The sequence below is a fragment of the Microbulbifer sp. TB1203 genome, from assembly GCF_030997045.1.
Taxonomy (GTDB): domain Bacteria; phylum Pseudomonadota; class Gammaproteobacteria; order Pseudomonadales; family Cellvibrionaceae; genus Microbulbifer.
Genome location: NZ_CP116899.1, coordinates 2,676,660 through 2,691,205, shown reverse-complemented (window position 1 = coordinate 2,691,205; position 14,546 = coordinate 2,676,660). Strand labels below are relative to the sequence as shown.

Annotated in this window: 11 protein-coding genes; 10 read left to right on the top strand and 1 reads right to left on the bottom strand. The window is 62.9% G+C overall.

What is annotated here, in order from left to right; translation table 11 throughout:
• The first annotated feature begins 85 nt into the window (after positions 1–85).
• The 3 genes from glaH to nadA all read left to right on the top strand — a co-directional run bounded on the left by glaH (position 86) and on the right by nadA (position 3,701).
• Positions 86–1,063, top strand: a complete 978-nt coding sequence (gene glaH, locus PP263_RS11240) for a glutarate dioxygenase GlaH (RefSeq protein WP_308363592.1) — start codon at positions 86–88, stop codon at positions 1,061–1,063.
• Between the two features lie 231 nt (positions 1,064–1,294).
• Complete coding sequence (gene lhgO / locus PP263_RS11235; protein ID WP_308368542.1) at positions 1,295–2,518, top strand: L-2-hydroxyglutarate oxidase; 1,224 nt, start codon at positions 1,295–1,297, stop codon at positions 2,516–2,518.
• 124 nt (positions 2,519–2,642) lie between these two features.
• Positions 2,643–3,701: a quinolinate synthase NadA gene (gene nadA / locus PP263_RS11230; protein WP_308368541.1), complete on the top strand. Its 1,059-nt coding sequence runs from the start codon at positions 2,643–2,645 to the stop codon at positions 3,699–3,701.
• Between the two features lie 332 nt (positions 3,702–4,033).
• On the opposite strand, the gene PP263_RS11225 is transcribed toward nadA, so the two are convergent.
• A complete protein-coding gene (locus PP263_RS11225; RefSeq protein WP_308368540.1) occupies positions 4,034–5,530 on the bottom strand; it encodes a M48 family metalloprotease in 1,497 nt (498 codons plus the stop codon).
• A gap of 234 nt (positions 5,531–5,764) precedes the next feature.
• Here PP263_RS11225 and PP263_RS11220 point away from each other — a divergent pair, with 234 nt between their 5' ends.
• The 7 genes from PP263_RS11220 (at position 5,765) to PP263_RS11190 (ending at position 14,521) form a co-directional block, all read left to right on the top strand.
• Positions 5,765–6,028, top strand: coding sequence for a sulfurtransferase TusA family protein (locus tag PP263_RS11220; protein ID WP_308368539.1), 264 nt, complete (start codon positions 5,765–5,767; stop codon positions 6,026–6,028).
• Between the two features lie 4 nt (positions 6,029–6,032).
• Positions 6,033–7,136, top strand: coding sequence for an AI-2E family transporter (locus PP263_RS11215; RefSeq protein WP_308368538.1), 1,104 nt, complete (start codon positions 6,033–6,035; stop codon positions 7,134–7,136).
• An 82-nt stretch (positions 7,137–7,218) separates the two neighbouring features.
• Complete coding sequence (locus PP263_RS11210; RefSeq protein WP_308368537.1) at positions 7,219–8,322, top strand: phosphoribosylaminoimidazolesuccinocarboxamide synthase; 1,104 nt, start codon at positions 7,219–7,221, stop codon at positions 8,320–8,322.
• 109 nt (positions 8,323–8,431) lie between these two features.
• Positions 8,432–8,590, top strand: a complete 159-nt coding sequence (locus PP263_RS11205; RefSeq protein WP_308368536.1) for a hypothetical protein — start codon at positions 8,432–8,434, stop codon at positions 8,588–8,590.
• Between the two features lie 36 nt (positions 8,591–8,626).
• Positions 8,627–11,005 (top strand): VIT domain-containing protein, encoded by a 2,379-nt coding sequence (locus tag PP263_RS11200; RefSeq protein WP_308368535.1) that lies wholly within the window; start codon positions 8,627–8,629, stop codon positions 11,003–11,005.
• On the top strand, positions 11,005–11,583 hold the full coding sequence (locus PP263_RS11195; RefSeq protein WP_308368533.1) for a class GN sortase: 579 nt from the start codon (positions 11,005–11,007) through the stop codon (positions 11,581–11,583). Before PP263_RS11200 ends, PP263_RS11195 begins: the two co-directional genes overlap by 1 nt.
• A gap of 208 nt (positions 11,584–11,791) precedes the next feature.
• A complete protein-coding gene (locus tag PP263_RS11190; RefSeq protein WP_308368532.1) occupies positions 11,792–14,521 on the top strand; it encodes a LuxR C-terminal-related transcriptional regulator in 2,730 nt (909 codons plus the stop codon).
• The last annotated feature ends 25 nt before the right edge of the window (positions 14,522–14,546 follow it).

Sequence of the window (14,546 nt, the reverse complement as noted above, 5' to 3'; positions counted from 1 at the left end):
GTTGACGTTTTTACAAAATGTAGATATTTTTGCAAAACAAAGACATTGCCCCGTTGATATCCGAGCAACGAACCGAGGTGCCAAGATGAGTCACGCTGCCGCCCTGCAGAGCGCCGGAAATCGGCATGGATCTGCTGATCAGGGTTTTACCCTAAAAGAGAGCGATTACTCCAAGCGGTTGCTGGAGCTGGTGTTCAACCCCGGGACCGTCAACCGCTTCATCGAGGCCATGGACCCATATCCGGTGCAGGCATTGGAGTACAAATCCCTGCTGCGTTTTCGGGCCGGCCAGATCCTGGATGACCTCTGTGGCAACCAGCTCCAGCCGCTGCTGGTCGAGACGCTGGCCGACCGCGCCACCGGTGCGCTGCTGGTTGAGCCGAGGGGGCTGGAGCGGGTCGAACAGGCGGAAGATATGGTGAAGTTCACCACTGCGGTCGCACACCTGTTCGGACGCTCCAATCAAGACGCGATGAGCGGCAAGTACTACGCGCGCTTTGTGGTGCAGAACGTCGATAATTCCGACAGCTACCTGCGTCAACCGCACCGGGTGATGGAGCTGCACAACGACGGTACCTTCGTCGAGCAGGATACCGATTTCGTGCTGATGCTGAAGATCGACGAGCAGAACATGGCAGGGGGAAACTCGCTGCTGCTGCACCTGGACGATTGGGAGCACCTGGAGCGTTTCTGCAGCAGTCCGATGGCCCACCGCGTCATGCGCTGGTCGGCGCCGCCGAGCAAGAATACCCAAAAGGATGTCTTTCACCCGGTGTTCGATGTCGACAGCCAGGGCCGCCCCATCATGTCCTATATCGATCAATTCGTGCAGCCGAAAAACTTGGCGGAGGGCACCTGGCTGGCCGACCTCTCCGATGCCCTGGAAGGCAGCCGGCGGAAGCTGTCCATTCCGGTGCCCGTCGGTAGCTTCCTGCTGATCAACAACCACTTCTGGTTGCACGGTCGCGACAGGTTCACGGCCCACGAGGGTCTGCGCCGCGAGCTGATGCGCCAGCGCGGCTACTTTACCCATACCAAGACTCTGCGCAGTCCATTGCAGTAATTGCTCAAGTTTCGGAGTTCATTGGAAACCGCCACTGAACTTGCCAGGCCGGGAGGGGGAGCGCTTTCCGGGACCGTATGAGACAGGGATGTCGATTACGAGCGTACAGGGATGTATTTACAGTGTGTCCCGGAAAGCGCTCCCCCTCCCGGCCCATCTCCGAACTCCGAAGCTTGAGTAATTAAACCGGGCGGGCCGCGTTGGCCAAATCCATTCACAAGCGAGGTCAGGGTGTACGATTTCATCATTATCGGCGGCGGTATCGTCGGCATGTCCACCGCCATGCAGCTGCAGCAAGCCTTTCCCGATCGAAAAGTTCTGGTACTCGAGAAGGAAGCCCGGCTGGCGGAACACCAGACCGGCCACAACAGCGGCGTGATCCACGCGGGGGTTTACTATACGCCGGGCAGCCTGAAGGCAAAGTTCTGCCTGGAGGGCAACCGCGCCACCAAGGCCTTCTGTGACCGCCACGGCATCCCGTACCTCGAGTGCGGCAAGCTGCTGGTTGCCACCAATGCGCTGGAGGTGGAACGCATGAAGGCGCTGTGGGAGCGCACCGAAGCCAATGGTCTGGAGCGCTATTGGCTGAGCGCCGCGGAGCTGGAAGAGCGCGAACCCAATATCACCGGGAAGGCGGGAATCCTCGTACCTTCCAGCGGTATCGTCGACTACCGGGCCGTCACCGAGGCGATGGGGCGGGAATTCCGCACGCTGGGTGGCGAAATCCGTTTCGGTTGCACGGTCACCGGTATCGAGGAGCTTCGCTCTGAAGTGCGAATTCACAGCGACCGGGATACCGTTGCGGGCCGCCACCTGATTTCCTGCTCGGGCCTGATGGCCGATCGCATCGTGCGCATGCTCGGACTGGAGCCGTCGTTCCGCATCTGTCCTTTCCGCGGTGAATACTACCGGCTGAAACCCGAACACAACCGGATCGTGAACCACCTGATCTACCCGATCCCGGACCCGTCGATGCCCTTCCTCGGGGTTCACCTGACACGCATGATCGACGGCAGCGTCACGGTCGGGCCCAACGCGGTGTTGGCCTGGAAGCGGGAGGGCTACCGCAAGACCGACCTGTCCCTGAGGGACACCCTCGAAACCCTGAGCTATCCGGGTATCCTGAAAGTTCTGAAACAGAACCTGAAACCGGGCCTGAAGGAACTCAAGAACTCGCTGTTCAAGGGCGGTTACCTGAAAATGGTGCAAAAGTATTGTCCGATGCTCGAAAAGGCGGACCTGATGCCCTATCCGGCCGGGGTGCGGGCCCAGGCGGTCTCGCGGGACGGGAAACTGGTGGACGACTTCCTGTTCGTGAACACCGCCCGCACAATTAACGTCTGCAACGCCCCGTCCCCGGCCGCCACCTCGGCGCTGCCGATCGGCGCTCACATCGTCGACACAGCGATACAGCAATTCCATCTGGGGCCCAGAGCCGACAGCCGGGTCGCGTGATCCTGGCGCATCTAGGGCCTGACGGCTGGTGGCCTTCTGGTCACGCCCAACTGCCGGTGGCGAAGAAAGCCGAAGCGCCGCGATAACGCTATAATGCGCGCTTTTCCGCAACTGATAGGTAGTCATGAGCCAGAAATTAGTTCTCGCAGAGGCTGTTGATCCGCGCGCACTGGTGCAGGGGCACCTGGCGGAACCGGCTGTGCACCAGTACAGCGAAGAGGAGCTGGAGCTGTGGCGCGAGCGTATCAAGCGCCTGCTGAAAGAGCAGAACGCGGTGCTTGTGGCCCACTACTATACGGACCCGCTGATCCAGGCCCTGGCCGAGGAAACCGGTGGCTGTGTATCCGACTCCCTGGAAATGGCCCGATTCGGCGCTGAACACCAGGCGGAGACCCTGATCGTCGCCGGCGTCAAGTTTATGGGGGAGACCGCCAAGATCCTCACCCCCCACAAACGCGTGCTGATGCCCACCCTGGAAGCCACCTGTTCCCTGGACCTGGGCTGCCCGCCGGAAGAATTTTCCGCTTTCTGCGACGCGCACCCGGACCGCACCGTGGTGGTCTACGCGAACACCTCGGCGGCGGTAAAGGCGCGCGCGGACTGGGTGGTGACTTCGAGTATCGCCCTGGATGTGGTGGACCACCTGGACGCACAGGGCGAAAAGATCCTCTGGGCGCCGGACAAGCACCTGGGCAGCTATGTGCAGCGGGAGACCGGTGCGGACGTGCTGCTGTGGGACGGCGCCTGCATTGTGCACGAGGAGTTCAAGGCCAAGGGTGTGTTGGACCTGAAGGCCCTCTACCCGGACGCGGTGGTGCTGGTGCACCCGGAATCCCCCGCCGCGGTGGTGGAGCTGGCGGATGTGGTGGGCTCCACCTCGCAGATTATCAACGCGGCGAAAACCCGCCCGGAAAAGCGTTTTATCGTCGCCACCGACCAGGGCATCTTCTACAAGATGCAGCAGCAGTGCCCGGGCAAGGAACTGATCGTTGCACCCACCGCTGGTGCCGGCGCCACCTGCCGCAGTTGCGCCAGTTGCCCGTGGATGGCGATGAACTCGCTGGAGACCCTGTGCGGGGTACTGGAGCGGGGGGATAACGAGATCTCCGTGGACCCGGAGCTGGGCAGGCGCGCGATGGTGCCGCTGCAGCGGATGCTGGATTTCCGCAAGCCGCTGGACTGATCATCGAATGCGGAAAAATTTGTATGGAACAAATTTGGACAGCCGAAGGCTGCCCGCGAAGCGGGTGAGGCACAGGGATGTGCCTCATCAATGCGGAATGCGGAATGCGGAATGCGGAATGCGGAATGCGGAATGGAGCTTCCTTGCCAGCGGATGGCTACGGAGTCCTGATCGTTTCGCCTGCAAGCAGGCTGCTACAGGGTGCCTGTAGGAGCGGCCGTTGGCCGCGATCAATCTTTCAGTGAATTACAAATGCGGGAGCGCGGCGGCGAAACGTTCCGGCGGCAATAGACCGGCCCGCGTATTCCGCATTCCTCACTCACCATTCCGCATTAAAGCTCTTTGGCCTTCTCCTGCATCTTGATCACATCTTTCATACGCTGCTCCAGGATCGCGTGGGTCTGGTAGTCGTCCTTGGCCATGCGGATGCCGTGGCGCAGGTGCTGCAGGGCCTTGTCGAAGACGCCGTTGAGAATGTAGTACTCGGCGCGCGCCTCGTGTACACCGACGATGTCCCCGGCCAGGCCGTGAGTCTCCGCCAGCAGGTACCAGACCGCCGGGTCCTTTTTGCGCACGCGGCTGTGCCTTTCGAGGATGCGCTCCGCAGCCAGGTAGTTGCCCGCCTTGAAGTGGGCGTTGGCCAGACCCATGGTCAGGGCGTGATCGCCGGGGTTCCTGTCCAGCGCCTTGCGCAGGCGCTTGGTGGCGCTGTTGTAATCCTGGCGGGCCAGGTCGATATCCGCGCGGGCCAATACAAAGGCCGCCTTGTCCGGCTCCCTGTCCAGCAGCGGCTGCAGGGTTTCCAGGGCAGTGTCCATTTTGCCGGCGGCGGTCTGCGCCAGCGCCAGGCCGTAGCGGGCGGCGTCCTCATTGTCGCTGATACCGCGCAGTTCCGCCTGGAAGCGTTTGACCGCCTGTTGCGGGGTGGCTTCGGCGGCCACGCGGATGCGTGCGCGCATCAGATGGTATTCACGGCTGTCGCTGGTCTCGACCGCCGGCATGCGGTTGGCGCGCAGTTTGGCGTCGGCAATGCGCTTTTCGGTCACCGGGTGGGTGAGCAGGAACTCCGGCGGGCGGCGGTAATAACGGGTGGCCCTGAGCATCTGTTCGAACATCTCGCCGGCCTCCTCGGGATTGCGGCCGGATTTGGCGAGGGTCTCGATGCCCACCCGGTCCGCTTCCTGTTCGTTCTGGCGGGAGAAGCGCAGCTGGCTGTCCAGCGCGGCGGCCTGGGTGGCGGTCATCGCCGCGATACCGGCGTCACCGCCGGCGGTGGCGGCGAGAACCAGGGCGCCGAGCATGCCGGCGAGGGTGGGGATGGTACTGTTGCGCTGGGCCTCGAGGGAGCGGGCGTAGTGGCGCTGGCTCAGGTGGCCCAGTTCGTGGGCGATCACCGACGCGAACTGATCTTCGTTTTCGGCAAACAGGAACAGGCCGGTATGTACGCCCATGATGCCGCCGGGCACCGCGAAGGCATTCATGGTGTCGTTACTGACCACCACCACGTCGATGGACTTGTCTTCCAGTGGGGCGTATTCGGACAGGCTCTTGACCGTATTTTCCACGTACTGCTGCAGCAGCGCGTCGTTGGAGGTGCGCACCTGGCTGCGGAACATGCGCAGCCACATCTGCCCCAGTTCCTTCTCCCGTGTTCGGGATACCACACCGCTGCTGCTGTCGCCCAGTTCCGGCAACAGGATCTGGCCGTCGTCGGCGACTGCCGCCAGCGGCGCGCCGAGCAACAAGCCCAGACCCAGGATCGCCAGCCCGCTGCCGAGGTGCCGGCGGGAAGGGGAACGCCGCGAGTTTTTCTGTTGGTGATCGATCATCTGTGGCTACTGCTTGGTCAAGAAAAGATCTAAGACAACTCTATACGGAACCTCGGCGAGCTGTCGAGGTTTTGACCAAGAGGGCGGGGAAAAGGTTCTGTTGTTTGTGAACGGTGACTCCGGGCCCAAGGGCGTACCCCTTGGCGGGCGAGCGGATAGACGAATAAAGGGACGCGGCATTTCATACAACATCCGGGCTATAATCCGCCGCACTGCCGATTCTCGACCGAGACGATGACCGGAACTGTACAGACACAAAACGTGGACTGGGATGCCGCGCACACCCTGGACACCCGCGGGCTGACCTGTCCGCAGCCGCTGCTGGCCATGCGCCGGGCCCTGGGTGAACTGCCCGCCGGTACGCTGCTGCGGGTGCTGGCCACAGATCCGGGTTCCTGGCGGGACTTCCACAGCTACGCCGAACTGAGCCGCCGGCCGCTGCTGCGCGCGGAGCAGCGGGGCGGGGTATTCAGCTACTGGATAAGACGAGACACCTGAAATTATGCTGGCGATAGTCCGAAACTGGGTAAACCGCTACTTCAGCCAGGAAGAGGTAGTGCTGCTGGTGCTGCTGATGCTGGCGGCCCTAGTGGTTCTGGCGACCCTGGGCCAGGTGCTGGCCCCGGTGCTGGCGGCGCTGATCATCGCCTTCCTGATGCAGGGTATGGTGCAGCGGCTCGTTTCATGGAAGGTGCCCCACTGGCTGGCGGTAACCCTGGCCTGCCTGGTCCTGGTGGGCACTATCGTGGCCCTGTTTCTAGTGGTGCTGCCGATCATCTGGCGCCAGCTGGTGCGGTTGTTTGCGGAACTGCCGAATATGATCGAGCGGGGGCAGCAGTTGCTGCTACTGCTGCCGGAGCGCTACCCGCGGCTGGTTTCCGCGGAGCAGATCGACGATATCTTCAGTACCCTGGCCAGTGAACTGGGCTCGGTGGGCCAGACCCTGGTGACCTTCTCCCTCGCCAACCTGCCGGTGCTGGCAGCGGTGCTGATCTACGCAGTGGTGGTGCCGATCCTGGTGTTCTTCTTTCTCAAGGATTCCGACAAGCTGATCAATTGGTGTGTCTCTTTCCTGCCCAATCGTAGGCCCATGCTGCGCCAGATCTGGCACGAGATGAACGACCAGGTGGCCAACTACGTGCGCGGCAAGGTGATCGAGATCTCCATCGTCGCTGTGGTCAGCTACGCCGCCTTCCTGATGCTGGGGGTCAATTACGCGCTGCTGCTGGCGGTGGCTGTGGGGCTCAGCGTGTTGATCCCCTATATCGGTGCCGCAGTGGTGACCATCCCAGTGGCCGCCATCGGGCTGTTCCAGTGGGGCTGGAGCAGCGAGTTCTTCTACCTGATCCTGGCCTACGGCATTATCCAACTGCTCGACGGCAACGTGCTGGTGCCGCTGCTGTTTTCCGAGGCGGTCAACCTGCACCCGGTGGCGATTATTCTCGCGGTACTGTTTTTCGGCGGCATCTGGGGCTTCTGGGGCGTCTTCTTCGCCATTCCGCTGGCGACTCTGCTGAAGGCAATCATGAACGCCTGGCCGACTGCCGGTCACCAGGCCGAATGGGAGGCCAGGGAGATGGCGGAGAACGGCGGCGATCAACCATAAGCGCGGGGCTCTGTTTGCGCTGGAGCGCTTTTGCTAGAATCCCGCGCTTTCTCTCTGGCAGCCCCTGAACAGGTATAGATCCATGAGCCTTGCCGACAAAGTACTGGCGGTCAACGACGACCTGCCGATTCGCACCGACAAGCCCGTCCACAGCGGCAAAGTCCGCTCCGTCTACTGGCTAACCGAGACCGACAGCCGCCGCCTGATACAGGAAAAGGGCTACCCTGTAGCCCCGGATGCGCCGCTGGCGGTGATGGTGATCTCCGACCGCATCTCCGCGTTCGACTGTATCTGGACCGGTGAGGGCGGCATGCGCGGCGTGCCGGGCAAGGGGGCGGCGTTGAACGCCATCTCCAACCACTGGTTCAAGTTGTTCCGGGACAACGGCCTGGCGGACAGCCACATCCTCGACATTCCCCACCCGCTGGTATGGATAGTGCAGAAGGCGCGCCCGGTGATGATCGAGGCCATCGCCCGCCAGTACATCACCGGCTCCATGTGGCGTGCCTATGCCAAGGGCGAGCGCGAGTTCTGTGGCATCGAAATTCCCGACGGCCTGCAGAAGGACCAGAAGCTGCCGGAATTGCTGATCACCCCATCCACCAAGGGGATCCTCAAGGGCATCCCCGGCGTGCCGGAGGCGGACGACGTCAACATCACCCGCGGCAACATTGAAGATAATTTCGAGGCCTTCAATTTCCGCCGCCGTGACGATATCGAGCTCTACGAGAAGTTGCTGAAAGAGGGCTTCGACGTGATCTCCGAGGAACTGGAAAAACTCGACCAAATCTTCGTCGACACCAAATTCGAGTTCGGCTACGTCACCGACGCCAACGGCGAGGAAAAGCTGATCTATATGGACGAGGTGGGCACCCCGGATTCCTCCCGTATCTGGGATGGCGAACAGTACCGCGCTGGCAAGGTAGTGGAAAACTCGAAAGAGGGTTTCCGCCAGGCGCTGCTGAGCCACTTCGCGGACCCGGATATCCTGCTCAACAAGGACCGCATGGACGAGCGCCAGGCCCTGGCCCGCGACAACGAGCTGCCGGCATCCATGCTGATGGATGTATCCGATACTTATGTAGGGATTGCGGAAAAGATTATCGGCGGGAAACTGGAACTCTCCGAAAACCCGAAGGCGGAACTGATCGAGGTGCTGCGTAACGACTATGGTTTGATTGATTAGGGCCTGATCAGATAATCTGCACAAAAACCGGCGCTTGCGCCGGTTTTTTTTGTGCCCGGTAACGTGGAAAATCCCTAACCCTCCGGGACTTCCCCTGTAGGAGCGGGCCATGCCCGCGATCAAGGGTACGGCAAACACCCATCGCGGGCATGGCCCGCTCCTACAAATCAATGATCCACCGAGCGGCAATCCGCTGCCAGAATTCGCCACAATTCCCCTTCTTCCCGCCGCTATCCAAACCCGTTTCCGCCCGCTTGCCCCTTTTTAATCCACTTCAGAACGAAACAAATATGGAGGGATGCAAGTGAACAGGGCACTTTTTTCCGGCCAGCGCATACCGCGCGAACTGCTGGTGTTACCGACCGAGGAATACTACCGCCGCCGCTACCGCGGGGGAAAGCGCAGCCGCTGGCTGCTGTTTCTGGTTACCGCGCTGGCGGTATTTATCGCCGCGGTGGGCGCGCGGGCGGAACAGGCTGTCACTCTGGACGACGTGGAAAGCGGGGACCTGCTGTTTAACAGCGCGGAGCAGGGCCGTTATACACCGGCAGTCCATCTGGCCAGTCATGCGCGTATTGAGGTTCGCGGACTGGTGGCGGAAGTGCAGCTGGAGCAGGCGTTCGCCAACCGCAGCGACCAGTGGCAGGAGGCGGTGTACGTACTGCCACTGCCGGAACAGGCGGCGGTGAACGGCCTGGAAATCCAGGTGGGCGAACGGCGTATCGTCGGCAAGGTGCGCGAGCGCGAGCAGGCCGCGCAGATCTACAAGGCTGCCCGCGCCGCCGGCAAGCGCGCCGCGCTATTGGAGCAGCAGCGCCCGAATCTGTTTACCAACAAAGTGGCGAATATCGCCCCGGGTGAAACCATTCGCGTGCATATCCGCTACCTGCAGCCGGTGGCTTACGACAGCGGCACTTTCAGCCTGCGCCTGCCCACCACACTGACACCGCGCTATATTCCCGGCAAGGTGATCGAAGATGCCGAAACCGAGCTGTCGGTCGATGGTGACGGCTGGGCTCTTCCCACGAACCAAGTGCCGGACGCAGATAAGATCACTCCATTTATGTGGATTCCACCAGTGGAATCCACCCTTCGGGGCAGCGTAAAGTCGCCCAAAATGCCTCCCGACAGCTTTGCGCAACCGGCCGCAGAGCTGACTGCAAACAGCAGCCACAAAATTTCCGTCGAGGTAAAACTGGACGGCGGGCTGCCCTTGGCAGATATCACCAGCCCCTATCACGATATCGATTTCAAAAAGCACAGCGGCGGAAGCTATTTCGTCACCCTGCGCAACGGCAGTGCGGCCATGGACCGGGATTTCGCCCTGCGCTGGCGCCCGCGCGCGTCAGCTATGCCCCGCGCGGCGCTGTTTACCGAACAGGGAATGGCACCGGACGGAGAAGATGGAGAGAAGCGGGCCAGTACTTACCTGCAGCTGTTGCTGTTGCCGCCGGACAGGGCGGGAAAGGTGCGGCGCCTGCCGCGGGAAGTTGTCTATGTGATCGACACCTCCGGTTCCATGGGCGGCAACTCGATTCGCCAGGCCAAGGAGAGTTTGCTGTTGGCGCTGTCGCGACTACAGCCGGGGGACCGCTTCAACGTGATCGAATTCAACAGCAACACCCGCGCGCTGTTCCCGCGCCCGGTCGCTGCGGACCCGGTCAATATTCGGCACGCCCGCGCCCAGGTGGAGAACTTACAGGCCCGTGGCGGCACTGAGATGGCGCCGGCTCTGCGCCTGGCGCTGAGCCAGCAGCTGCCCGGTGACGACAATCTTGTGCGGCAGGTGGTGTTTATCACCGACGGCGCGGTGGGCAACGAGCGTGCGCTATTCGAACTGATCCAGCAATCGCTCGCCAACGCGCGCCTGTTCACCGTTGGCATCGGCTCGGCCCCTAACAGTCACTTCATGCGCAAGGCTGCGCAGTTTGGCCGCGGCGCCTCCGTCACCATCGGTGATTTGGGCGAGGTGCAGGAGAAAATGCAGGCGCTGTTTGCCAAGCTGGAAAACCCGCTGGCCACCGATTTGCAGATCACCTGGCCCCAGGGACTGGTGGTGGACGCCTACCCGAAAAGAATTCCCGACCTCTACCGCGGTGAGCCGATACAACTGGTGGCGAAGATCGGGGGCGCCGGGCTGAGCGGTGAGGTGCAGTTGCGCGGAAGACAGGCGGGCAAGCAGTTCCAGCTGCGCCTGGCTCTGAAGAAAAGCGGGTCCGATGTCGGCCGCGGGATCGGAAGCGTCTGGGCGCGCAGCAAAATAGAGTCGCTGCGCGACCGCCAACTGGCGGTGGGGGAATCCAGCGAGGCCGGGCAGTCGCTGCGCGAGCAGGTATTGCAGCTGGCACTGGATCACCAGTTGGCAAGTCCTTACACCAGCTTTGTCGCGGTGGAGGAAAAAGTGGTGCGGCCGCAGGGGGAAGGGCTCTCCAAAAGCCCGGTGCCCAATGTGGTGGCGCGCGGTCAGGTACTGCAGCGTCAGACCTACCCGAGCACCGCCGCCGGTCTCAACGCGCAACTGCTGATGGCCGCGGCCCTATTGAGCTTAGGCGGGCTGCTGTGCCGCGGACGGGCGTTGCGGTGCGGTCTGTCGCGGCAATTGCGCCGTTGGCTGCGAAAACTGCTGCCTGATCTGCGCCGGGTCCGGTTGCCGCAGGAGCGTAGCCTGGTGAGGACTCGCTAATGCTGCGCGCGGCTCTGTCCGGCATCCTATTGACCGCCGGGATTTGGCAGCTGGGCGGCGCCGCCTGGCTGCTGGCCAAGGCGGAGCTGGCACAGGTGCTGATCAGCGATGCCTGGGAGGAGCAGCTGCAGACGGGCGTCGAAGTGAAGCCCTGGCCCTGGGCGGACACCTGGCCGGTGGCGAAACTGCAGCTGGATCAGCAAACATCCTTGATGGTACTGGCCGGCGGCAGCGGCCAGGCGCTGGCCTTCGGCCCGGGAATGCTGGCAATCTCCGGCGCGCCGGGAGAGCCGCGCACCACGGTGATCGCCGCCCACCGCGATACCCATTTCGGCGACCTGGGCAAACTCAAACCCGGCGCACCGATTCAGCTGCAGGACAATCGCGGCCGCTGGCATAGCTACAGGGTCAGCGAGACCCGGGTGGTGGACAGCGGTCGCGAACAGCTGCCGGTTTTCGCCGAGCCGGGGCTGCTGCTGGTGACCTGCTATCCCTTCGGTGCGATAGATCCCCGCGGCCCGTTGCGCTACCTGGTGTACGCCGAGTACCTGGACGGCGCGGCGCCGGTCCAGCTGTGAGGGAAGGGAGGCGACCCGCGCGCTTCAGATAGTCGGCTCCGTCTAGGGTTTTATCCCCGGCCTATACTGGATGGCAGGTCAATCGGTTAAAACACTATAAAAATCTTTACCTCGCGGGTACCCGAAGAGGTGCCGCTCATTTTGATGGGATCGCGCGAAGCGCCCTGGCTGGATGCCCGCGCCGCAGCCGCCCTGGACGGAGTGCCTGATGCCCGCTCGCAGCGAGAACAGATTCGGTTCGACGCCCATGATCGCCTTGGGCCTGACGCCTCCGCACCTGGTGGAGGACAGTGTGTTGCGCGAGCGGCTGCTGCAAAAGGCCTGCGGCGAGCAGCTTCCCGCGGCGCACCTGTGCCTGGTGACCGCGCCGGCCGGCTACGGCAAGTCCACCTTCCTCGCGCAGTGCCGGCAGCGGTTGCAGGACCGGGGACTGGCCACCGCCTGGCTGACCCTGGATGAGGAGGACAATGAAGAGGGCCTTTTTTTCTACTGCCTGGGCGCGGCCCTCGGTCAGTTTAACCCGGAGATCACCGGGGAACTGGTTGAGCGCCGCCTGACGGCGGGCGAGTTCAGCGGCCGGCGTCTGATCACCGAACTGCTCGGATTTCTGGATCCCTCCCGGCATTACGCGCTGTTTCTCGACGATTACCACCACATTCACAACCCGGCGGTGCACGAGGCGTTGCGGCTCCTGTTGCTGCAGCTGCCCGGTAACCTCTACCTTTTTATCGGCTCGCGCAGCATGCCGCCGGTCCCCCTGTCGCGATACAGTGCGGCCGACGACCTGTTGCTGCTCGATAGCGGCGACCTGGGTTTCGACAGGGAGGAAACGCGGGCCCTGTTGTGCGACATCAACCATTTGCAGGTGAGCGGCGAGGAGATGGCGCTGTTGTGCGAGAGCACCGGTGGCTGGGCGGCCGTGCTGCAGCTGGCCGCCCTGTCCATGCAGGGCTCCGCCGATCGCAGCCGCCTTGTCAGCGCCTTGTCCGCTAACAGCGGATCCGTGGCCGACTTTCTCACCGAGGAGGTGGTGGCGCAGATGCCCGGGACCCTGGCCGGTTTTTTGCGCCGCATCGCCATACTCGACCGCTTCTGCGCATCCCTGTGCCTGGCCGTCACCGGCGACCGGGAACACAGTTTCGAGCTGGCGCGGCTGCAGGATTCCCGCCTTCCGGTGCAGAGCCTGGACGAGAGCGGCGACTGGTACCAAATGCATCCCCTGTTCCGCAATGCCCTTCAGCGGCAACTGGAGTCCGTTCGCGCGGAGGATCTTGTGGAGCTGCACCGCCGGGCCAGTGCCTGGTTTGAGAAACACGGATTGATGGCGGAGGCCATACAGCATTCCATCAGCGCCGGCAATGAAGGACGCGCGCTGGAGCTGCTCGACGAGGAGGGGATCAGCCTTCTGGTTCAGGGTTACGTGTCCCAATTCCTCGGCCTGGTCCGGCGACTGCCGGAGTCGCTGCTGCGGGAGAGCCAGGGGACGCTGATCCAACTGGCCTGGCTGCAGGTGCTCTGCAACCGATTGCCTCAGGCGCGGCGGCTGCTGGAAGAGCTCAAGAGCCGCAGGTATTCCCTCGAGTCGGCACAGTGGGTGGAGGTCATCTGCATCGAGGCGAACCTGTACGCCTACGACGACGAGCTGGACAAGGCGGCGCAACTGACGGACACCTGGCTGCCCCGCTGTCCCCCAGAGCCTGTATATCTCCGCGACTGCTTCAGGCTGTTGCCGGGCATGTTGCACTACGTCCGGCGGGAGTACGCGCAGGTGCTGGAAATAGCCCGGCAGGTGCTGGCGGCTCCCTCGGTTCCGAAGCAGGTCTACAACCAGGCTTGGGCCGCCTGCTTCGAGGCGCTCGTCTATCTCGCCGGCGCCAGGCTCAAGGAGGGCATCGGGTATGCGGAGCAGCAGTTGGGCAATATCCTGCGCCACGTGATGCCCAACTCCGAGGGGGTGGCCCTGCTGGAGTCGATGATCGGGCTCCTCCGCTACCAGCGGGGAGAGCTACAGCGGGCCGAAACCCTGTTCCAGCGCGGCCTTGAAGCGCTGCGGGTCTATGCGACCGTCGACATGGTCATCGGTGTGCTCAGCGCGCGCGCTCGGCTGTTGCACGGCGCGGGCGATACCCAGGGCGCCCTCGATTATCTGGACGAGATGCAGGCGCTGGCGGAGGGGCGCGGCTGGACGCGCCTGCGCGCCTGTGTCGTGCACGAGCGGGTGCGGCTGCTGCTGGCGCTGGGCGAGCTGGGGCGGGCCAGGGCCTGTTTCGACGAGTGGCAGCACCACCGCGAAACCCTCCCCCGTCCTTCGGGCTACATTCAGGCGAATATCGAAGAGTGGATCGGGGTTGCCAAAGTGCGCCTGATCCTGGCCGAAGGTGATGCGGTAAAGGCCGCGCTGTTGCTGAAGGCATCGATCGGGGAGTCTATCGAAAATGGCCAGGTATTGCGGGCCATGGAACTGCAGGTACTACTGGCCAAGACCTATCTGTCGGAGAACAAACCGGATCAGGCCAAACAGGCGCTGAGGGACGCACTGGCCCTGGATCCGGAGAGCGGAGCCATTCAGCTGTTTCGCGACGAAGGCGAGGAGGTGATCGCGGCACTGGCGGCGCTCAGGCGGGATCTGGGACTCTCCACAGGGCCGGAGCAGCGCGAGTTGTGGCAACAGCAGATAGACACCATCATTCCCGATCAAACCGCCGGGGAGGCGAAGGTCAACCTGGCCGCTGCCGGGCTGGTCGGCGAACTGACCAAAATGGAGTTGGCAATCCTGGCGCTGGTGGTCGAGGGCTATTCCAACAAGGAAATCTCCGAGCGCCTGGGCGTGCCTACCGACACCGTCAAGACCCACCTGAAATCCGCCTACGGAAAACTGGGCGTAACCCGGCGCACCCAGGCGGTGCGTCGCCTGCTGCAGCTGGGAATTTTCGAATAGCTGGGAACGGATTCCCTGAATCAAC